Raw genomic sequence first — 19,237 nt, forward strand, 5'->3', positions numbered from 1 at the left:
TCGACTTCGAGCTGTAGCTCCTTTCGCCCTGCTGGCAGGCATCCACGTTCGAGCCGTCGAGAGGCACCAGGTCGCTAAATGCCGGGTCCGACCTAAATCGACTGGCTGGCAGTAGCTCAGTCCCTCACCTGCCATGAGGGCCACCAACAGACCGTGTGATCAACGCGCTGAGGGTGCCACGATCCGCGCTTGCCCAATCGGCTAGTGGCGCGTGTCGTTAATCATTGAACAGTTTGGTGCCTGCGAGAATTGAGGCATGGCGAATCATCCTGCTCCGGCGTTGACGCTGCGCGATGGTGATCGGGAGGTGCTGGAGTCGTGGACCCGGTCCGCTTCGGTGCGGGCGTCCGCGGCCAAGCGGGCGCGGATCGTGTTGCTGGCCGCTGATGGTGAGTCGAATCAGCGGATCGCTGAGTTGGTCGATGCGAGCCGGACGACGGTGATCGCGTGGCGGGATCGGTATCTCGAGCGTGGCCTGGAGGGCCTGTCCGATCGGGTTCGGCCAGGCCGGCCGCGGGAGCTCGATCAGGATGCGATCATCGTCGCAACGCTCACGCCGCCGCCGAAAAGCCTTGGGGTGACGCATTGGTCGACGAGGCTGCTCGCCGCCCGGATCAAGGTGTCGCCGGCCGCGGTGGCGCGGGCGTGGCGCGCGTACGGGATCAAACCGTTCAAGGCCGAATCGTTCCGGTTCTCCACCGACCCCGAGCTGGTCGGCAAGGTCACCGACATCTGCGGCCTGTACTTGAACCCGCCTCAGAACGCGATCGTGCTGTGCGTGGATGAGAAGTCGCAGATCCAAGCCCTGGATCGGACGGTGCCGATCCTGCCGACCCAGCCCGGGAAGGTCGAACGCCGCTCCCATGACTACTACCGGCACGGCACCACCACCTTGTTCGCCGCCCTCGACATCGCGACCGGCAAGGTCACCGCCGCCCTCAAACCCAAGCACCGGCACCAGGAGTTCCTGGCGTTCCTGCGTCAGATCGAGCGGGCCTACCGCGACGTGCTCGACTCCGACGGCAACCCGGTCGAGCTGCACCTGGTGATGGACAACTACGCAGCTCACAAGCATGCGAACGTCAAGGCCTGGCTCGCCAAGCATCCCCGGATCGTCGTGCACTTCACCCCGACACACGCCTCCTGGATGAATCTCGTCGAGGCCTGGTTCGGGATCGTCGAACGACAGGCCATCCGGCGCGGCGTGTTCACCTCCGTCCAGGACCTCAACGCCAAGATCCGGGCGTTCATCGACGGCTGGAACCCGAGAGCACAGCCGTTCGTCTGGACCAAGACCGCCGAGCAGATCCTCGAGAAGGCGAACCGTCCAACAACTTCAAACCCGCGCCACTAGGTGCTACTCGTCGTGGCCGGACGCGATAGGGGCATGGCTCGTGAGTCGATTCCGGGATGGGGTTCAACCTTCTGCCTCCGATAGAGGACCGCCGGCTTTGGACCGGACCACGTTCACAACAGATAGGATTCAGCGCATGGCACGCAGAGTAACCGTCACCCTCACCGATTGACGATTCCCTCGAAGCGACCGAAACTGTTTCATTCGCACTCGATGGAGTGACCTACGAGATCGACCTCGCAGACGTGAACGCGAAGAAGCTCCGCGATACACTCAGCCCGTACACCAGCGCCGGTCGCAGGGTGAGTGGCCGGAAGAACCGTGGTCGCCCCGCTACTGTGCCGACGACTCGCACGAGCATCGACCGTGAGCAGTCGAAGGCGATCCGTGAGTGGGCAGGGAAGAACGGTTTGAAGGTGTCGGAGCGCGGACGCATCTAACAGGAGGTTGTGGACGCGTACAACAACCGGTAGCACTCCACAGCGATGAAATGCGCCCCGCTCAGTTAAACAAAGAGCGGGGCGCATTCGAATATCCAGACACGACGGAAATGTCAACGGTTCGAAGGATTGAACCAGAACCACACGGCAGTCCCGAACAACGCACCCACACAACCAATCCCACCAAGAAGCGCCACACCAATCGGGGAACCGAGAGCCAGCATCACGGGATTCAACAACAGCCATACCACAAACGCGCCGCACCAAAGAGCGCGAACAGTCCGCCGATCCCGTACGCTTTCGGCTCGAATGTAGAACCCGCTGAGTACCACGCCAATGAGCAGACCGGCCCACACGACTACCTGCCACGACACAGGCCAGGGATCACCAGTGGCGTACTCAGCTAGGAACATCGGGCCAGCCCTCGGTCGTCACCTTCAGGCATAGAGCGAGCCGCATACGGTCGTCAACGCCGGGATGCTCACGTAGAACTCGTCCACCAGCTCGTCGTCCGTCAATGTCATCGGGGGCCACTACTTCGGCCAGTTGCAGGTCAGGTTTTCCCGCAACCGCACACACGTCACATCGGACCCGACACTACCGCCGTCCACGCTGACCACTCGGGGTTCCGTGGGGCCGTTCCATGGCTGCCAGATCAGTACGCCGAGCACGATCATGGATGCACCGAGCACGACGGCAGCGAACCGGATGGACTTGACCAGCGCCAACGCTTGAAGATCACTCATGGTTGCCCTACCTGCCACAATCGACCGAGAACTTGTACGTCATACAGAAGGCCGCCTCCCCCGGCCGAGTATCCACCCGCTCATAGGCAGGCGACGCCCAGGGTTGCCAAATCATCAGGCCAGCCAGGATCAAACCGGCGAACACGATCCACGCGGCTTTGATCACGGACGGCATCGGTGAATGCTCACCACTCGGCTCGGTCGGCGCACTGCTCTGCTCAGTCATGGGTGGACGGTAGCAGAAGTTCACCACACCAAAGAGCCAGCTAGTGAATCCTGCATCCGCACCCGGTCAGCTCCCAGGGGCGATACCAGGGCGTCAACTCCCCCGGCCCCATCCGGCCCATGCCGATAGCTATTGAGGGTTGCCAGCACACAGGCAGCCCCACAACTACCCCGGTCCGAGCATCCACGTTTCAGATCTCAGTGATCGCCCGCGTCACCGCACGCGACCCGGACCGTGGTGCGCGTCGCCCGGCGTCACTTCCCACTCCGGATGGCGACGGCGACGCGTTCCAACCCGAACAGCACGCATCCCGCGAGGACGAGGATCCCGAACCCGACCTCACGCCCCGCGTACCACGACTTCACCCCCAGAGCGATCACCGCCACCACACCGAGGACTGTCAGAAGAAGCCAGAGGCCATCGGTCCACCGTTCAGGCTGAGGAACATCGCTCATGACCCGATATTAACTGTTCGCTAGATCCGATCGGCAATCTCGAACAATCTGCTCGGGCGGGCCGCGTCAGCAGGCCGCCGACCCATCAATCCTGCGGCTCACTGTTGAGCATCGCGCGCCGGCGCAATCGAATTCGACACCGTGGGGCACGTCGCCGACGGGTCACGACGCGGGCTGCTTCTCCGCGAGCCGAGCGGCCTCGTCGAACTCGGCGTCCACGGCACCGTCAGGCCTGTAGGTGGCGAGGCTGACGCCGATCGCGACCACGAGGTTCGCGAGGAAGCCGGGGACGATCTCGTACAGCTCGAACGGCGGCCACTGACCCCAGACGAACGCCACGACCGCACCGACGATGAGGCCCGCGAGCGCGCCGGGGGCGGTGAGCCTGCGCCAGAACAGGGCGAGGAGCACGACCGGGCCGAAGGACGATCCGAAGCCCGCCCAGGCGAAGCCGACGAGCTCGAGGATGCTGTCGGACGGATCGATGGCGAGCAGCACCGCGACCACGGCGACGATGAGCACACCGAGCCGCCCGAGGAGCACGTACGTCTTGTCGCTGATCTCCGCGTCACGGCCCGACTTCTCGGCGAAGATCTTGAACAGGTCCTCCACCAGCGCCGACGAGCACACGACCAGCTGCGACGACACCGTCGACATGATGGCGGCGAGCACGGCCGCGAGGACCAGGCCCGCGACGAACGGGTGGAACAGGATCTGCGCGAGCACGAGGAACACGGTCTCGGGATCCTTCGGCGCCTTGTCCGGATGCAGGGCGAAGTACGCGATGCCGATGAACGCGGTGGAGATGGCCCCGAGCGCGGTGGCGACCATCCAGCTGATGCCGAACCGGCGGGCGGTCGTCGCCTCCTGCGGCGAGCGCAGCGCCATGAACCGCACGATGATGTGGGGCTGGCCGAAGTAGCCGAGGCCCCACGCCGCCGCGGAGACGATGCCGAGGGCGGTCCCGCCCGCGAACAGGCTGAAGAACGTCGGGTTCACCGCGTTCACGGTGTCGACGGTGACGGACGGACCGCCCACCTCGATCAGCGCGACGATCGGCACGGCGACCAGGGCGGCGAGCATGAGCAGGCCCTGCGCGACGTCGGTCAGCGTGGCGCCGAGGAAGCCGCCGAACAGCGTGTAGACCATGGTGACCACGGCGACGATGAGCATCCCGTGGATGTACTCCACGCCGAAGGTGCTGTCGAAGAACTTGCCCGCGGCGACCATGCCGCTGGAGACGTAGAACGTGAAGAAGACCAGGATGATGAGGCCGCAGACGATGCGCAGGGACCGCGACTGGTCGCGCAGCCGGTGCTCGAGGAAGCTGGGGATGGTGATCGAGTTGCCCGCGACCTCGGTGTACGAACGCAGCCGCGGCGCGACGAACTTCCAATTGAGCCACGCGCCGATCGTCAGGCCGATGGCGATCCACGATTCGACGAGCCCCTTGGCGTACACGGCGCCGGGGAGGCCCATCAGCAGCCACCCCGACATGTCCGACGCGCCGGCGCTCAGCGCCGCGACCCACGGCTTGAGGCCGCGGCCCGCCAGCATGTAGTCGTCGAGGTTGTCGCGCGTCTTCCGGTACGCACTCCAACCGATGTACAACATGGCGGCGAAGTACAGCGTTACTGCGATCGTCTGATAGGTCTGGTCAGACACTCGGGGGTCTCCTCAGGTCCAGGAACCGAAACTCGCTGTTCGTACATGGTCTATACAACTAGCGAAATCCCATTACGGTGAACTGATCTCACTCGAAGCCAGTCATGCGGAATGGTAGGCTCGGCCACGATTTTCTGCGGCGCTTTCTTCAGGCGCCCCTCGATCACCACGACCCACACCCTAGGAGGGTTCGACCTTGACCGACGGGACGCGCATCGGTGCGGCATTGCGACGCGGAACGATCGGGGTGGTCACCATGCTGGTGTCGGGAGCGCTGCTCACCCCCGCATTCGCATCGGGCGCGCCGACGCCCTCCGCCCCGGCGCCGAGCCCCGCGCCCAAGCCCGCCGCCCCCAGCGCACCGGTGAAGCCGAGCGCGACGCCGAAGCCCGAGGCACCGTCGACGCCCGCGCAGCCGAGCGCCCCCAGCTCGGTCCCCACCCGCACCCCCGCGCCGACATCGGTGGCGCCGGGCGATCGGATCGACATCCTGCAGCGCTCCCTCGGCGGCGGCCGCTTCGAGTCGCTGCAGTGCACGATGGGCTTCGCCGTGACCGCCCCGGACGGCGAGCGCCTCGGCGTGACCGCCGGTCACTGCGGCGCGCCGCAGCAGCCGGTGGGCGTCAAGAAGTGGATCGTCGGCGAGGTCGTGCAGTCGAAGGCGCCCGAGGTCAAGGAGGACCCGAACCGCCCGGGGCACTACTCCCCCGTCGACCCGTTCGGTCCCGACTGGGCGACGTTCCGGCTGACCGACCCGCAGGTGAAGCTCCTCGCGTCTGCTCCGGGGATGACGCCGCGGTCCGTGGGCACGGCCCGCATCGGGGACCCGGTGTGCCAGCTGGGGTCCGTGAACGGACGCCGCTGCGGCAAGGTGACGAAGGTCGTGGGCGACTGGGTCGTCGCCGACATCGTGACCACGCAGGGCGATAGCGGCGGGCCGCTCATCCGCACGTCGGACAACGCGGCGATCGGCATCATCACCGACGCGGTCACCCTCACCGACCGCGACTCCGGCAAGGTCACGCAGCAGCTCACGCAGTACTACTCGCTGAACGCGGCGCTCCGCGCCGCAGGCGGCGCGCGACTCGCGACCAACTGATCGGTGCCCGGCGGCGGGCGGCGTTCACTACACTGCCGCCATGACCGTCGTGGACGACCTCAAGTCACGCTTCCTGCAGCTCGGACGGCACCGCGCGGTGTCCCGGGTGGTGCGCGCCACGGTGCCGCTCGACAAGGCCGTGACGCGGATCAGCCGCGGGTCGGTGCACCTCATCCCGGAGTCGCTCCTGCCGCAGCTCACGCTGACCACGATCGGCCGGCGGAGCGGTGTCGCCCGGGCCGTTCCGCTGCTCTACGTGCGCGACGGGGAGGACTTCGTGGTGATCGCCTCCAACTTCGGGCAGAAGCACCACCCCGCGTGGTCGTACAACCTCGAGGCGACGCCGGACGCCGAAGTGCTCCTCGGCACTCGACGTATCCCGGTCCGGGCGCGCCGCGTTTCCGAGGCCGATCGGAAGCGTCTGTGGCCCAGCATCGTCGCCGTGTGGCCGGCGTACGACGACTACATCGATTGGGCGGGCGGCCGCACGATCAAGCTGTACCGGCTCACGCCTCGCTGACGGCGAGGAAGCCCGTCACGATCTCGGGGTCGACGGTGCGCGCGACCGCGGCCGCGCGCTCGGGCGTCACGTCGACGGCGCCGAACGCCCCCGCGGCGGTGGCGACGGTGAGCGTCGCGACGCGGGATCGCCGTTGGAAGAACGTCTCCCGCGTGACGAAGCCGGTCACCCCGTCGAACTCGAGGGCAGTGCGGGTACGCGCGACGGTGCCCGCGCCGAGCACCACGGCGTCGCCCGAGATGACGGTGCCGAGATTCGCGTATCGCAGGCGCGCCGACGCCACGGCCAGGGCCGCCACCAGGACCGCACCCACCACGGGCAGCGTCTTCCACGGCCCGGGCACGACGACGGCGAGCACCGCCAGCGCGACCACCGGCACGGCCGCGCCGAGCGCCGCACGGGTGTAGCGGCGGCGCAGCGCCGCCCTCCCGTGCGGTGTCAACCGCGCCTCCACGACGCCCGGACGGCCGAGGATCTCGTCGGCCACGGCTACGGCCTCCGCCCGCGGAGCAGGCGGCAGCAGGGTGGGGTTGCGATCGGTTCCCGTGGCGATCGCCCGCAGCTTCGCGCCGCCGGGGATCCGCATCAGGACCGGCTCGTGCACCTGCACTCCCCGCACCCGCTTGCGCTCGATCGTCGCCGCCACCGTCGAGATGAGGCCGCGCGTGGTGTGCAGCGCGCCGTCGGCACGGCGCACGAGCCGGAACCCCCAGAACGCGAGCACGTAGGCCAGGACCGAGACGAGCACCGAGACCACGATCACGAGCACCACCGCGGCCGGGATCACCACGGCCGCACCGAGGTCGAGGATCTTCACGAACCAGGACTCGGCGATCTCCGAGCCGCGCTCGCGCAGACCCGCCTCGTCGACGATCCGGAAGCCGATGCCCGCGCCGGCGGCCACCACCGCGAACCCGGTGAGCGAGAACGGAGCGAACCGGATCCACGCCGGACGCAGCCGGGCGAGATCCTCCTCGGGGGCGGCGAGCTCGGGTGCCGGCCCGGCTCCGCCGTCACCGCGGACGTCCGCCGTCGACGGTGCCGCGGTGCGCCGCAGCAGGTCCCGGCCGAGGTGCTCCGCAACGTCCGCGGGGATCGGGTCGAGAACGAGCGCGGACTCCTTGCCGCCGACGCCCGTGCCGACCTCGACCTTGCGCAGTTTGAGCGCGCGCTCGATGGGTCCCGCGGTCACGTCGACACTGCGGATCCGGTCGCGGCGGGCGGTGGCGGAGACCTTGCGTACCAGGCCGTGTCGCAGCTCCAGCTGGTCCTCGGTGACCCGCCAGCGGGTGGTGAGCCACGGCAGCAGGCCCACCAGCACGCTGATCGCGACGCCGGCGATCACGAAGAACACCGGTCCGACCGCGCGGCCCAGGAAGAAGACGCCGATGAGCGCGGGGATGAGCGACGGGATCGCCTTGATGACGCGAGTGCCGATGCCCCACGGCGAGAGCCGGTTCCAGCCGTCGTCCGCGGCCGGTGGAGTCATCTCGTCAGGTCGCGTCATCGGTGTCCTCCGCGGCGCTGACGGTGAGGCCGGCGGCGATCGCCTGCGCCGTCTCCGTGGGAAGGCCCGAGATCCGCACCGTGCCCGCCGACGAGGCGGTGGTGACGGTCACCGTCGACAGCCCGAAGGACCGCTCGAGCGGCCCCGCGACGGTGTCGATCACCTGCACGCGCGAGATGGGGATCAGGACCCGGGTCCGCGTCAGCCAGCCCGCCTGCGAATAGACCGCCACGTGGTTGATCTCCCACCGGTGGAAGGCGTAGCGGAAGCGCGGCATCACGATCAGGTGCGCCGCGGCGGCGGCCGCCAGCAGCAGGAAGGCCGCGACGGCGACGTACCAGGGCACGTCGGGGATCACCGCGAGCACGATCGTGACCAGCGGGATCACGATCACCCAGCGGATCGCGGCGCGCACCGTCCACCACGTCTTCGCGCGCGGCGAGACCTGGTGGGCCGGCGGCCTGAGGACCTCGGCGGCGCCCGCGGGGGCGGGGGTTCCGGGAAGGGTCATGCGCCCAGCTAAGCACGACATTCCGCTCCCCTGCCACCACGCCGGGCTAGGGTGGCGCCGAGGAGGCACCATGACCACACACCCTGATGAACTGGCGGGCCTGACCGGCCTGCTCACCGACCAGGAACGCGCGATCGCCCAGTCCGTCCGCGCACTGGCCGCCCGCGAGGTCGAGCCCCATGTGGCCGACTGGTTCGAGCGCGGCGAGATCGATGATCCCCGCGGCCTGATGCGCGAGCTCGGCACCCTCGGCCTGCTCGGCATGCACCTCGACGGATACGGGTGCGCCGGAACGAGCGCCACGGAGTACGGCGTGGCGTGCCTCGAGCTCGAGGCGTGCGATTCGGGGCTGCGGTCGATGGTCTCGGTGCAGGGTTCGCTCGCCATGTACGCGATCTGGAAGTGGGCGAGCGAGGAGGAGAAACAGCGCTGGCTTCCCGGCATGGCCGCCGGCGAGGTGATCGGGTGCTTCGGGCTCACTGAGCCGGACCACGGCTCCGACCCCGCCCACATGCGCACCCGGGCGCGCCGGGACGGCGCGGACTGGATCCTCGACGGCCGGAAGATGTGGATCACCAACGGCTCCCTGGCCGACGTCGCCGTGATCTGGGCGCAGACCGACGAGGGCGTTCGCGGCTTCGCGGTCCCCACCGACACGGACGGTTTCACCGCGCACACGATCAAGCACAAGATGTCGCTGCGCGCCTCGGTCACCGCCGAGCTGGTGCTCGACGGTGTCCGCATCCCGGACTCCGCCGCCTTCCCCGAGGTCCGTGGGCTGCGCGGCCCTCTCTCGTGCCTCAGCGAGGCGCGCTACGGGATCGTCTGGGGCGCCATGGGTGCGGCGCGCACGGCGCTGGAGTGCGCGCAGCGGTACGCGGTCGAACGCGAGCAGTTCGGCCGCCCCATCGGAGGCTTCCAGCTGACCCAGCAGAAGCTCGCCGACATGACCGTCGAATACACGAAGGGCGTGCTGCTCGCCGTGCACCTGGGCCGGCTCAAGGACGCCGGGACGCTGCGCCCCGAACAGGTGTCGATCGGCAAGCTCAACAACGTGCGCGAGGCGATCGACATCTGCCGCACCGCCCGCACGATCCTGGGCGCGAACGGCATCTCGCTGGAGTACCCCGTGATCCGGCACGCGAACAACCTGGAGAGCGTGCTGACGTACGAGGGCACCGTGGAGATGCACACCCTGATCCTGGGCCAGAAGCTGACCGGGCAGAGCGCCTTCCAGTGACCCACCGTTAGCCCAGAAACCAGCCTTGACCAGCCGATTTCACGTTTCGCCGCAGTCCTTGCTAATGTATTCCAGCACGCAGCGAGCGAGCACGCGCCATTAGCTCAATTGGCAGAGCAGCTGACTCTTAATCAGCGGGTTCGGGGTTCGAGTCCCTGATGGCGCACAATCAGTGCAGGTAGAGGCCCCGGAGTGATTCACTCCGGGGCCTTCCTTGTCTCCGACCCACCCGAAACCCACCCGAAACGATCCGGCCGCTGAGCACCGCGGATAGCGTCGGCGATCCGCGCATCCAGGTCGGGGGCAGGCGGAGCATCGCGACCGCGGCCGGCCATCGCGAGGGCGTACCAGCCGCGGAGTCGGGTGAGGGCGTAGCGCGCGAGGTTCATATCTGTTGGACGCACCAGCTCGCTGATCGGTTCCCGACTCAGCCGGAGCGGTCGTTGAACACATCCCCAACGATGCGCCGGTACGTCTCGCAGGTGCGCACGTGCTATACTGAAATTGGCTGACTTTCTTGGTGATACGCTCGCGAGAACTTCACGCGGTAGGCAATCATCGAATTCCCGTATGTCTGTACTTCGACTTCGTAGAACTCCGCATGCCCAGGGTGCGAAACCTTCGGCCCTGTCAATTCACTCTTCAGGAGATCTTCATGGCTCAAGGTACCGTCAAATGGTTCAACAGCGACAAGGGATTCGGCTTCATCACCCCTGACGACGGCAGTAAGGACCTCTTCGTCCACTTCTCCGGGATCGTCAGTAACGGCGGCTTCCGCACTCTCGAGGAGAACAACCGCGTCTCCTTCGACGCAGAGGCCGGCGACCGCGGGCCCCAGGCCGTCGCGGTTCAGGTCCTGCCCTGACCAGCACTGACGTAGACCGCACCGAGTCCCCTACCTGGTGGGACAAAATGCGAGACTCCGTCGACGAATTCTTCCGCCGTGGCGAGCAAGGAACGAAGCTCTACCCCTAGCGGCTGATACACCGACCTACCGGGTCACTGGCCTCCGTCGAATGGCGGGGGCCAGTTTCGTGTCATGGGTGCGGCGGTTCTCACCCTTCGGGGTCAATCTGGCGTGCGCGCGATGTGACCGCCTGCGTCGTGCTTAGTGGGCGGCACGACTGTTAGTCGGAGAATGTGCCCCGTCCCTGCGTGCACGCGCATCTCTTCGCGTGGCTGATCACGGTCCGGCGCGTTGAGCACGAGACCGTTGAGGTGCATTCCCTGGAGTCGCCTCGCAGTCTCGTAGTTCCATGCGAATGTCATTCGCTCGATCCTCCGTCCGATTGCCAGCCCGCAGCTGTAGGCGAGATCGTGGATTTCGGCAGCGTAGTTGGTCGAGCGAGGCCACCACAGGCCGAGTTTCAGGTCCTCGTCGAGGTCCAGTCGTACGCGTTGTGTGCCGGTGTCCAACCGGTGCTTGGCGTGAGGGGAGCTCAACGCCGGCGTATCCGATGGGGTCGGATGGGCATCGCCGGCACCGTTCCGTTCTGGCGGGGTGCGATCACTGCAGAGTTCATGCGTGCAGGTGCCGGGCTGCGATCTCCTCCGCAGCCGATGTGGACGCGTCAGGGGCGATGAGGGCGTAGATGATCGCGACGCGGGGGCCGCTGAAGACCACCAGCCCCGCGGTGACGAGCAGGCGGGTTTCGATGGCGTCGCCGTCGCGTGCCGGGAGGTGGCGGGCACGTGTCGTCCAGTCCGCGGGGCTGAAATGGATGCACTCCAAGGCTTGCAGCTTCAACCCGACGGACGGGAGCACGGTGGGAAGCTCGGCCTGCAGATCGCGGCTGCGGGGCCACCACACTCCGTCGATCCCGCGCGTGAGGGCGGTCCTGTGCGGCAGGAGGACTCGGCCAGGTATCGGCGTGGGGGTTCCGTCCCGGGTGGGTCCCCGGCTGAGGAGTCGGCGTAGGGCCTCGGGCCCGGGCTGCGCGCGTGCTCTCACTCGACGCTCGGGTCGGTGGATATGACCGTCCGCGCGTCGTCGCGGGCCGTGGTCAGGGCTGCGATGACGCTGTCGAGGACGGCGATCGGTATCCCGATTCGTCGCGGCGACTTCTGGTCGGTGACCAGTAGTTCGACGTCGGCGGCGGAGATGTCGCCGGCGCTGTTGTTGAGCGTCTTGATCGTGGTCTCGATGGTGACCTGGCGGTGGGTCAGTGTGCGGGCCGACCACCAGCGTTCGACGGACCCGTCGAGGTTGCGGTAGGTCGTGATGGGGTCCAGATCCATGCGCAGGTGATTGTTCATGGCGACACCTCAGCGACGGGCGGAGCTGTTCGGGACGCCGGTGGTGCATGGCCGCCCTCGTTGTCCCACACGCGCTCAGCGTCCTGCCGTTGATGGCGCCTCGATGTGGTCTCGGCCGCCTTCACGTTGAAGGCGTGCGCGAACTGGGATAGAGCGCCGGTCATCGCGAGCACGGAGGCCAGCTCCGCGACCTCCTGTTCCGTGCCTGGAGGGATCAGGGCGCACACCAACGAGGACTTGATTCCAACGAAACGAACTGTGTCGAGCTCCTGCGTGGTGTAGCCGTCCAGCCGAACGACATCGCCGTCGATCAGCACCTTCCGAGGAGCAGCGTCCCAGTTGGAATAGCGATAGCACACCCTCTCAAGTCCGCAGACGCGATCGCGGAGGAGCGGATACACCTGCTGCAGTTCGTCGTGCAGGTCGCGTGAGCGAGGCCACCAGACGCCGTCGACTGCGCCGACGATCGAGCCGATCGGTTTCAGTTCGAACCGCGCCGGGACAGGCGCAATAGGGGGAAGTGGATGCGTCATGAGGACGCTCCGATCCGGAACAGGGTTCCGATGAGCAAGCCGAGAGCACCAAGGGGATCCCGGTGGGAAATCAACTCCCCCTTAGTCTACGCCCCGCGGCACTTCTGTGCAGTTCTCGCTCAATAGCGTTCGCTCAGCTCATGCTCCAGGCCAGAAGCGCCGCGACCAGCCCGCCAACGATCCACGGCCACTTGCGACGACGCCTGGGCGCTGTATCTCGCTGTTCGTTCATCTCCCCTGTCTACCGGAACTCATCGCAACGTGCCCGGGGCCTGCCTCGCTGACGCTTGGACGCCTGGACGCCTTCCACGACAATCGGTGTCAGCGAATCAGGCGTACGCTATATCGCATGAATCGGTGGCTGGTTCGCATCGGAGGGTGGAGCACCACCGTCCGGGCTGACGACCAACCCGGGGCCGTGAGATCCGCACTCGCGCGAGCGACACGCCTCGGCCTCGTGCAGAGGTGGCCGCACAGTCAGCGAGTGCACGTAGCACAGCTGAAGACTGCGTGAACGAACGAAAGCGGCCCCTCGACTGGTGAGAGTCGAGGGGCCGCCCGCGATGTAGCGCGATGCGTCTCACGCCTATGTAGTTGTGATAGCTAGTCTAGATAGCTGCCGAATGAGAGGCACACCGTTTTCGCGGGTTCAGTGCTCGTCGTAGTGATCCCCGTGCGGAGCGTGCCGGTGGCCGTCGTGGACATAGTCCACGTGATCGCCGTGCTGAACCGCCTCGTGTCCGCAGTCCGGGCCGCTGTTCGTGCTCGAGTCTGCGGGCAGGGGCTACAGGGCGCGCTTGACTGCCGCGTTCGCGTCCCGCAGCGCCGCCGCGGTCTGCGGGTGGTCAGCCTCGATGAGCGGCACGACGTCGTCGACGCGCTCGGTGAGGTGATCTACCGCCTCCGCGAGCGACTTGAGCTCGGCGCGCACGGCGATCAGCTGGGTGTTGACGTTCGCCGTCAGCGACGCGCCGATGTTCGTGAGCTCGGCCGCGGCGTCGGTGAGGAACTTCGCCGCCTCCGCCCGGGACTTCCCGCGGCCGGCCACCGCCGAGACGATCGCCGCGAGGACGGTGCCGATCACGCCGCCACCGCCGAGCCCGACGATCAGGTCCGTATTCACTGTCGCAGTTCCCTCGCGAGTAGGCGCACCTGGTGGATGCGGCGGCAGTCGCGCAGGATGATCCCGACGGTGCACACGGTGAGGCCGACGTAGCCCCACACGGCGAACACGCCGGTCCCCCACCACGGGGACTGCAGGACCGCGACGACGTAGGCGGCGAGGCACGAGGCGACGCCGAGGTTCCCGCCGAGCTGCAGCCACAGCCCGGACCACTTGTTCGGGACGCGGGTGCCGACGATGACGATGAGCGGGCAGGAGATCATCAGCGCGATCCACGTGTAGTGCGCGTGCTCGCCCATCGCCTGCTGGATCGTCGACGGTGCGCGGCCAAACGACGCCATGTAGGCCCCCGCGAAGAAGTAGCAGGTGTACATCACCGCCTGGTACAGGCGAACCGTCTCGCTGTCGATGAGCTGCCAGAACCGCGCGAGCACCGGGTTCACCGGACCAGGCTCGGCGATGCGCGGTTCGGGCCGATCGGCAGCGACACCACGGAGGTGAGCAGCGAGATCAGGGCCGCCGTGCCCGCGATGCCCGCGGCCTGCGCCCAGTTGACGTCGGTGAACACGAACGCGTGCGAGCCGTCGACCACGGGGATCGCGCCGCCGAGGGTGGCGAGGAACGTGCGCGACGCACGGGCGAGCGCCTCGACGTACGGGTTCGCGGACGCCCAGGCGGTCTGCGCCAGGGCGAGGACGACGGTGCCGATCGTGGCGATCGCGGCGCCCTGCACCGCGGTCGACCACGGCACGTTGAGCACCGACGTGCCGGCGACGAGGAACAGCAGCAGCGTCTGCGCGAAGGTCTTGATGGCCTTCTCGGCGACGTCGGTGGCGACGTCGCGCAGGCTGGTCGCCGTCGTGCCGTCGGGGTAGGTGTTGGACATGGTCATGCCTCCTTGGTGAGTTGCCGCGTGACCCCGGACGGGTGCCACGTGAGGGTGCCGCGCTCGAACTGCTGCACGCGGCCGCCGTCCGAGGTGGGCTGTTCGTCGTCGAGCGGGTAGCCCAGCGGGCCGCGTTCGTATCCGTCGGCGCCCCACCGTTTGCCGATCGCACCGACGACGACCGCGCCGCGGGGGTCACCATCACGGCGGTAGAGCACGCCGCCCTCGAAGGCCTGCACCGCGCCCGGGGCGGAGCCCTTCGCGGTCAGACGCGCGAACTCCCGCACCGGGAAGCCGAGCGCGCCGCCGGTGCCGCCGCGGCGCTGGTACTCCTCAAGCAGACCGGACGTGCCCGCCGGCATTGCCTGGTCCGCTCGCGGCACCGCGTGCGCCCCGGTGCTCGCGGACCAGTACACGATCGCGTTCTCGAACTCGGCGGCCCGCCCGCGGCCGTCCTTGCCGACGTTGACCTCGCCGACGGTGATCCGCTTCCCGAGCCACGGCGTCGCGGCGGCGTACTTGTCGATCTCGTTGACCGGCTTCGGCTGCGGAGCGCCCGCGATCGCGGCCTGCACGTCGCGGCGGAACCGGTTCATGTCGATGCCAGTCGGGTCGATCTTGCCCTCGGAGCTGTATTCGCGGTGAGCCGCAACCTTGTCGGCGCCGAAGCCGACCTTGCGGGCGATGGCCGCGCAGCCGCGTCGGTAGGCGTCGAGCTGCACAGCGGGCCAGGGCTGGCCGACACCGTCATTCACCGCTTCGATGCCGATGGTGTGCCAGTTCGCGTCGTTGGTGGGCCAGCCGGGCCACGAGCCACGGCCCGCGTGCCAGCAAACACCCACGGCGATCACGCGGTAGGTGCCGTCGCGTTCGAGAACGAGCTGAGCGAGCGGCCCCTCGAGGTCGGGGCGCCCGTTCTGCACGATCTTCCAATCGTTCGGGCCGCCGCCTGCGGTGTGATGGCAAATGACGCCGCGGATGTCGCGGAAGTCGCCGTGCCCGCGCGCCTTCCATCCGTCGTGCTCGATCACCTTGAGGCCTTCTGCGCGTAGCACATCGGCGAGCCAAACGGGGTCTCCGGTCCAGGACATGGGAGCTCCTTTCAGGTAAAATGGGACTGTGAGTAACAGGGCATGTGAGGTGCACGGCTGCGACCGCCCGCACAACGCGCGCGGGTACTGCTTCGGGCACTACGAGCGGTGGAAGAAGTTCGGCCACCCGGACGCAGACCGACCGCTCAACACCCACGTGAAGGCGACTGCGTCGATGGCCGAGCGGATCGAGCGGCGGATCGACTCGGGTCTGTCCGACAAGGAGTGCTGGACGTGGCGTGGCGCACTCGGCGGGCGCAAGGACAACGGCGTCGGTTACGGGAAGTTCACGGTCGCGGGGAGGCAGTACGACGCGCACCGGGTGTCGTGGGAGCTGCACAACGGCAAGGCGGTTCCCGCTGGCGCGCACGTGCTGCACGCCTGCGACAACCCGCTGTGCGTCAACCCGCGACACCTCTTCCTAGGGTCGAATGACGACAACATTGCCGACATGGTCGGCAAGTGGCGGCAGACCTACGGGGTGCGGAACCCGCGCGCGGTGCTCGATGACGACGCGGTCCGCGACATCCGAACGAGTGCACTGTCACGCGACGAGCTCGCGGCGAAATACGGAGTCACCGGAGGCACGATCAACGATGTGATCGCCCGAAGGAGCTGGAAGCACGTCGCATAGCCATGCATGGCACTCATGCTGCTGCTCGTTTCTGCTCGTTACGGAGGCACCGCGCCATCAGGTCGATCGCGCTGATCGGCTTGTTCTGCCAGTCCCGCCAGTGCGGTTCGAAGTAGCGGGCGGTGTGCATACCTCCGCGGGCGAACCCATCCAGGCCCGCGATCGCCTCACCGACCTTCGGGCCCAACTGCACGAGCTTCGAGAAGTCCGTGCCGGCGAGCTGCCACGCCACCGCAGGGAGCTTCGCGATGACATCGTTCGCCCAGCGGATCGGGTCGACGAGGCTCATGTGCTGGATCAGGTCGGAGCCCTGACGCAGGATCGACCCGGCCGGCATCGCCGTGATCACGTCGCCGGGAAAGGCGATGTCACACCACGCCCGCTTATCGTCGATCCACTGCCCGAAGATCCCCTCGCCGCCGATCGGCAGCGGGAATCCGTACTGGCGGCCCGGCTTGCGGCGGGCGTTCGCCAGCAGCCCCGCGAACACGACCTTCGCCACGTGCGGGTTCTGCTTGAGCCACTCGGTGAGGGTGACCGTGCCGAGGCTGTACGCGATGATCGCCACCGGGCCCGGGGCCGCGGCGACCTCGCGGGAGATCATCTCGCAGCCGATCCGCACCGACTCCATCTCTGACGGCTTGAACGCACCGCCGCCGGCGGGGCCGATGCTCGCCGGGTAGTTGATCTCGATGACGCGGAACAGCTTCGGGTCCAGCTTGCGGACCACGTTGTCGAGCATGTTCCCGTCGAGCGGTTCACTGTTGCCGCGGAGCTGCAGCACGGTGAGCGGTGGTGTGGGCATGGTGCCTCCTGGGCTGGTGGGGGTGATCGGTGCGCCACTCGCGGGCGCGGGCGGCGGGGCGCAGGACCGCGACGGCGAGCACGGCGAACAGCTCGCATGCTGAGCTGTTGACGGTGCGGCGCATCGGGGCTCCTGCGGGTACACGAGAGCCCCGCGCGCTGGTGCTCGCGGGGCCGGGGATGGGTGGGCGCTACAACGCCTGGTGCCGCATCCGCGGCGTCATGTCCACGGGCACGGGCTGCGCGTTCGACGTCAGCGACGCGTCGAGCGGGAAACCCCGGAGGTACGTCGTGCCGTTGTAGACGCCGAAGTGCGTGGCGGTCGTCGACGCGGGCAGCGTGAACTGCGCGGCCGTGCCGGCGCAGACGGCGTACCCGGTGTCGGCGCCCGCGCCCATCGCGGAGGCGCCCCACGTGGTCGCCGCCGACGCGGGGGTCGTGGCGATCACCGCGGCGCCGGTCTTGCCGGGATCGGCGGAGTGCAGGCGGATGCTGTTGCCGCGGCTCTTGACGAAGTCGAGTACGGCGATGTTGTCAGCGTCGGAAGCGGTCATGGTGTTCTCCTTCGATGGCTAGGTCTGTCGTGCGTAGAAGCTGGCTCGGCCGTTGCCGCCGGCGCCGCCTTGGGTGCGGGAGCCGAAGACGCCGCCGTTGCCGCCCGCGCCCGCGCCGCCGGGCGCCGAGCCCGCGCCAGCGTTGCCGGTGCCGCCCGCGCCCGCCGGGTAGGTCTGGCCGCTGACGGTGGTCACTGTGGAGCTGCCGCCGTTCTGCCCCGACTGTGTGCCGCTGCCGCCCGGGGAGGTGATGCTGCCGCTGCCCCAGTTGGCGGTGGTGGCGCCGCCGCTGGTCGGTCCGGCGTTGTCGGAGTCCGCGGGGCGGGCGCCGCCGACACCGACGGTGCCGGTGATCGTGGACAGGGACCAGGGGATGTCGACGCCGCGCTCGAGGGTCCGCACCACGTAGGCGGCGGCGTTGCCGCCCTTGCCCGCGCCACTGAACGCGCCGTCGCCGGTCTGGCCGGATGCGCCGCCGCCGATGATCACCTGGTCGATGTACCGGCACCAGGCGGGGATCGGGTAGGTGTAGGCGCCGGTGGTGGTGATGTTGGTGCGTTCGGGGGCGTGCGCGGAGAACGCGAGGGTTCCTGATCCGGCTGCGGTGGTGGCGGCGAGGCCGGTGAGGTGCGCGAGCAGGGCGCCCATACCGTGGGTGTTGGTGGCGCCGAGGCCGCGGAGGTGCGCGAGGACGGCGGCCGCGCCGTCGGCGAGGGTGGTGCCGGTGCCGGTGCCGCGGAGCGCGAGCCGCCCGGAGCCGCCGATGGTGGTGGTGCCGGTCGCAGCGAGGTGGGCGAGGATGCGTGCGCCTCCGTCCTGCAGGGTCGTGCCCGTCGCGGCGAGGTGTGCGAGGACCGCGGCCGCACCGTCGGCGACCGTCGTGCCCGTGCCCGACGCGCGGAGTGCGACCCGGGCCGCGCCGTCGAGGACCGTGGTGCCCGTGCCCGAGAGCTGGTGCACGATCTGCCACCCGCCACCTCCAGGGGCAGGCGGCGCGACTCGCTCGAGGGGCCAGCCCGCGCCCGCTGAACCAGCAGGCAGCACGCGTTCGGCTGTCCAGGTCATGACGGTCGTCCTTCAACGACGTCCTCCTCGCCGAACCCCGACGAGGCTTCGTGGAACAGCGACATCATGCGAAGATGCCCCGCCGAGTCTCAGGCGCGCCTACGATGACGCGGTGATCGTGACAGGCGCATTCCTCGCAGAGGCCGCGAGCGTCGCCGAGGGCAAGCTGTACGTACTCGGAGGCGTCCTCACCAGCTGGACGCGAAACCGCGGCGAGCCCGTCGTTCCCGTGATCGTGGTTCTCACCCAAGCCAGCGAGGATCGGCAAGCGCACCTGACCGTCACGGTTCACGACCCGACCGGCGGATCCGGGGAGATCGCCCTGCCAGTGCCGGCCGTCACCCACGACGGAACTTCCGGCGGATTCCTATTCGGACAGATCGGAATACCCGCCGAAGCCCCGGACGGGCGCTACGTGCTCGTGGTGGGCGACATCTCGTTGCCCCTTGAAGTTCGTACCACCGGGGAGTAGAACCGCAGCCTCGCGATCCGCCGCCGAGCACCCTGCCGCTGTAGTCCATGATGTCG

At 68.2% G+C, this 19,237-nt stretch carries 24 protein-coding genes, 1 tRNA gene and 2 pseudogenes; 9 read left to right on the forward strand and 18 right to left on the reverse strand.

The annotated features are described in order from the left end of the window. The first annotated feature begins 256 nt into the window (after positions 1-256). Both ELY19_RS00175 and ELY19_RS00180 read left to right on the forward strand, forming a co-directional pair. Positions 257-1,354, forward strand: a complete 1,098-nt coding sequence (locus tag ELY19_RS00175) for an IS630 family transposase (protein WP_126194392.1) — start codon at positions 257-259, stop codon at positions 1,352-1,354. A gap of 136 nt (positions 1,355-1,490) precedes the next feature. Then, a pseudogene (locus ELY19_RS00180) lies at positions 1,491-1,794 on the forward strand (histone-like nucleoid-structuring protein Lsr2). A 533-nt stretch (positions 1,795-2,327) separates the two neighbouring features. Here ELY19_RS00180 and ELY19_RS00185 read toward each other — a convergent pair. From ELY19_RS00185 to putP, 4 genes are all read right to left on the reverse strand, one after another. Then, positions 2,328-2,540: a hypothetical protein gene (locus tag ELY19_RS00185; RefSeq protein ID WP_126194393.1), complete on the reverse strand. Its 213-nt coding sequence runs from the start codon at positions 2,538-2,540 to the stop codon at positions 2,328-2,330. A gap of 7 nt (positions 2,541-2,547) precedes the next feature. Then, complete coding sequence (locus ELY19_RS00190) at positions 2,548-2,766, reverse strand: hypothetical protein (RefSeq protein ID WP_126194394.1); 219 nt, start codon at positions 2,764-2,766, stop codon at positions 2,548-2,550. A gap of 254 nt (positions 2,767-3,020) precedes the next feature. Then, a complete protein-coding gene (locus tag ELY19_RS00195) occupies positions 3,021-3,221 on the reverse strand; it encodes a hypothetical protein (RefSeq protein ID WP_126194395.1) in 201 nt (66 codons plus the stop codon). Positions 3,222-3,383: 162 nt separating this feature from the next. Next, positions 3,384-4,886, reverse strand: a complete 1,503-nt coding sequence (gene putP / locus ELY19_RS00200; protein WP_126194396.1) for a sodium/proline symporter PutP — start codon at positions 4,884-4,886, stop codon at positions 3,384-3,386. A gap of 196 nt (positions 4,887-5,082) precedes the next feature. Between putP and ELY19_RS00205 the strand changes: the two genes are divergently transcribed. Then, complete coding sequence (locus ELY19_RS00205) at positions 5,083-5,985, forward strand: chymotrypsin family serine protease (RefSeq protein WP_164711470.1); 903 nt, start codon at positions 5,083-5,085, stop codon at positions 5,983-5,985. 40 nt (positions 5,986-6,025) lie between these two features. After that, positions 6,026-6,505, forward strand: a complete 480-nt coding sequence (locus tag ELY19_RS00210; protein ID WP_126194398.1) for a nitroreductase/quinone reductase family protein — start codon at positions 6,026-6,028, stop codon at positions 6,503-6,505. On the opposite strand, the gene ELY19_RS00215 is transcribed toward ELY19_RS00210, so the two are convergent. Further along, positions 6,492-8,012 (reverse strand): PH domain-containing protein, encoded by a 1,521-nt coding sequence (locus tag ELY19_RS00215; RefSeq protein WP_126194399.1) that lies wholly within the window; start codon positions 8,010-8,012, stop codon positions 6,492-6,494. The genes ELY19_RS00210 and ELY19_RS00215 overlap by 14 nt on opposite strands. Then, on the reverse strand, positions 7,999-8,523 hold the full coding sequence (locus tag ELY19_RS00220) for a PH domain-containing protein (protein ID WP_126194400.1): 525 nt from the start codon (positions 8,521-8,523) through the stop codon (positions 7,999-8,001). The genes ELY19_RS00215 and ELY19_RS00220 overlap by 14 nt, the downstream gene beginning before the upstream one ends. Before the next feature lie 70 nt (positions 8,524-8,593). Between ELY19_RS00220 and ELY19_RS00225 the strand changes: the two genes are divergently transcribed. From ELY19_RS00225 to ELY19_RS00235, 3 genes are all read left to right on the forward strand, one after another. Next, complete coding sequence (locus ELY19_RS00225; protein WP_126194401.1) at positions 8,594-9,763, forward strand: acyl-CoA dehydrogenase family protein; 1,170 nt, start codon at positions 8,594-8,596, stop codon at positions 9,761-9,763. A 93-nt stretch (positions 9,764-9,856) separates the two neighbouring features. Further along, positions 9,857-9,929 (forward strand) — tRNA-Lys (locus ELY19_RS00230). A gap of 489 nt (positions 9,930-10,418) precedes the next feature. Next, positions 10,419-10,628, forward strand: coding sequence for a cold-shock protein (locus tag ELY19_RS00235; RefSeq protein ID WP_068524311.1), 210 nt, complete (start codon positions 10,419-10,421; stop codon positions 10,626-10,628). 203 nt (positions 10,629-10,831) lie between these two features. Here ELY19_RS00235 and ELY19_RS24070 read toward each other — a convergent pair whose 3' ends face one another. The 9 genes and pseudogenes from ELY19_RS24070 to ELY19_RS00270 all read right to left on the reverse strand — a co-directional run bounded on the left by ELY19_RS24070 (position 10,832) and on the right by ELY19_RS00270 (position 15,652). Continuing rightward, positions 10,832-11,206, reverse strand: coding sequence for a DUF5994 family protein (locus ELY19_RS24070; protein ID WP_227967084.1), 375 nt, complete (start codon positions 11,204-11,206; stop codon positions 10,832-10,834). 76 nt (positions 11,207-11,282) lie between these two features. Then, entirely contained in the window at positions 11,283-11,573 is a 291-nt protein-coding gene (locus ELY19_RS00240; RefSeq protein WP_126194402.1) for a DUF5994 family protein, read from the reverse strand. A 137-nt stretch (positions 11,574-11,710) separates the two neighbouring features. After that, positions 11,711-12,019, reverse strand: coding sequence for a hypothetical protein (locus tag ELY19_RS00245; protein ID WP_126194403.1), 309 nt, complete (start codon positions 12,017-12,019; stop codon positions 11,711-11,713). After that, the gene (locus ELY19_RS00250; RefSeq protein WP_126194404.1) at positions 12,016-12,552 is read right to left on the reverse strand and encodes a DUF5994 family protein; all 537 of its coding nucleotides are present in this window, start codon (positions 12,550-12,552) and stop codon (positions 12,016-12,018) included. Before ELY19_RS00250 ends, ELY19_RS00245 begins: the two co-directional genes overlap by 4 nt. Positions 12,553-13,201: 649 nt before the next feature. Then, positions 13,202-13,306, reverse strand: a pseudogene (locus tag ELY19_RS23285) (zinc transporter permease); the annotation flags it as partial. A 30-nt stretch (positions 13,307-13,336) separates the two neighbouring features. Then, positions 13,337-13,675: a hypothetical protein gene (locus tag ELY19_RS00255; protein WP_126194405.1), complete on the reverse strand. Its 339-nt coding sequence runs from the start codon at positions 13,673-13,675 to the stop codon at positions 13,337-13,339. Further along, the gene (locus ELY19_RS00260) at positions 13,672-14,118 is read right to left on the reverse strand and encodes a hypothetical protein (protein ID WP_126194406.1); all 447 of its coding nucleotides are present in this window, start codon (positions 14,116-14,118) and stop codon (positions 13,672-13,674) included. The genes ELY19_RS00255 and ELY19_RS00260 overlap by 4 nt, the downstream gene beginning before the upstream one ends. Next, complete coding sequence (locus ELY19_RS00265) at positions 14,115-14,561, reverse strand: holin (protein ID WP_164711471.1); 447 nt, start codon at positions 14,559-14,561, stop codon at positions 14,115-14,117. Before ELY19_RS00265 ends, ELY19_RS00260 begins: the two co-directional genes overlap by 4 nt. Positions 14,562-14,563: 2 nt before the next feature. Continuing rightward, the gene (locus ELY19_RS00270; protein WP_126194408.1) at positions 14,564-15,652 is read right to left on the reverse strand and encodes an N-acetylmuramoyl-L-alanine amidase; all 1,089 of its coding nucleotides are present in this window, start codon (positions 15,650-15,652) and stop codon (positions 14,564-14,566) included. 28 nt (positions 15,653-15,680) lie between these two features. On the opposite strand from ELY19_RS00270, the gene ELY19_RS00275 reads away from it, so the two are divergent. Then, positions 15,681-16,286: an HNH endonuclease signature motif containing protein gene (locus tag ELY19_RS00275; RefSeq protein WP_126194409.1), complete on the forward strand. Its 606-nt coding sequence runs from the start codon at positions 15,681-15,683 to the stop codon at positions 16,284-16,286. A 13-nt stretch (positions 16,287-16,299) separates the two neighbouring features. Here ELY19_RS00275 and ELY19_RS00280 read toward each other — a convergent pair whose 3' ends face one another. The 3 genes from ELY19_RS00280 to ELY19_RS00290 all read right to left on the reverse strand — a co-directional run bounded on the left by ELY19_RS00280 (position 16,300) and on the right by ELY19_RS00290 (position 18,709). Then, positions 16,300-17,091: a hypothetical protein gene (locus ELY19_RS00280; protein WP_126194410.1), complete on the reverse strand. Its 792-nt coding sequence runs from the start codon at positions 17,089-17,091 to the stop codon at positions 16,300-16,302. A 190-nt stretch (positions 17,092-17,281) separates the two neighbouring features. Further along, the gene (locus ELY19_RS00285) at positions 17,282-17,644 is read right to left on the reverse strand and encodes a hypothetical protein (RefSeq protein WP_126194411.1); all 363 of its coding nucleotides are present in this window, start codon (positions 17,642-17,644) and stop codon (positions 17,282-17,284) included. Positions 17,645-17,662: 18 nt separating this feature from the next. Continuing rightward, a complete protein-coding gene (locus ELY19_RS00290) occupies positions 17,663-18,709 on the reverse strand; it encodes a glycine-rich domain-containing protein (protein WP_126194412.1) in 1,047 nt (348 codons plus the stop codon). Between the two features lie 112 nt (positions 18,710-18,821). On the opposite strand from ELY19_RS00290, the gene ELY19_RS00295 reads away from it, so the two are divergent. Then, positions 18,822-19,181, forward strand: a complete 360-nt coding sequence (locus ELY19_RS00295; protein WP_126194413.1) for a hypothetical protein — start codon at positions 18,822-18,824, stop codon at positions 19,179-19,181. Positions 19,182-19,237 lie beyond the last annotated feature (56 nt).

Origin of the sequence: Tsukamurella paurometabola (assembly GCF_900631615.1) — a bacterium.
GTDB classification, from domain to species: Bacteria; Actinomycetota; Actinomycetes; order Mycobacteriales; family Mycobacteriaceae; genus Tsukamurella; species Tsukamurella paurometabola_A.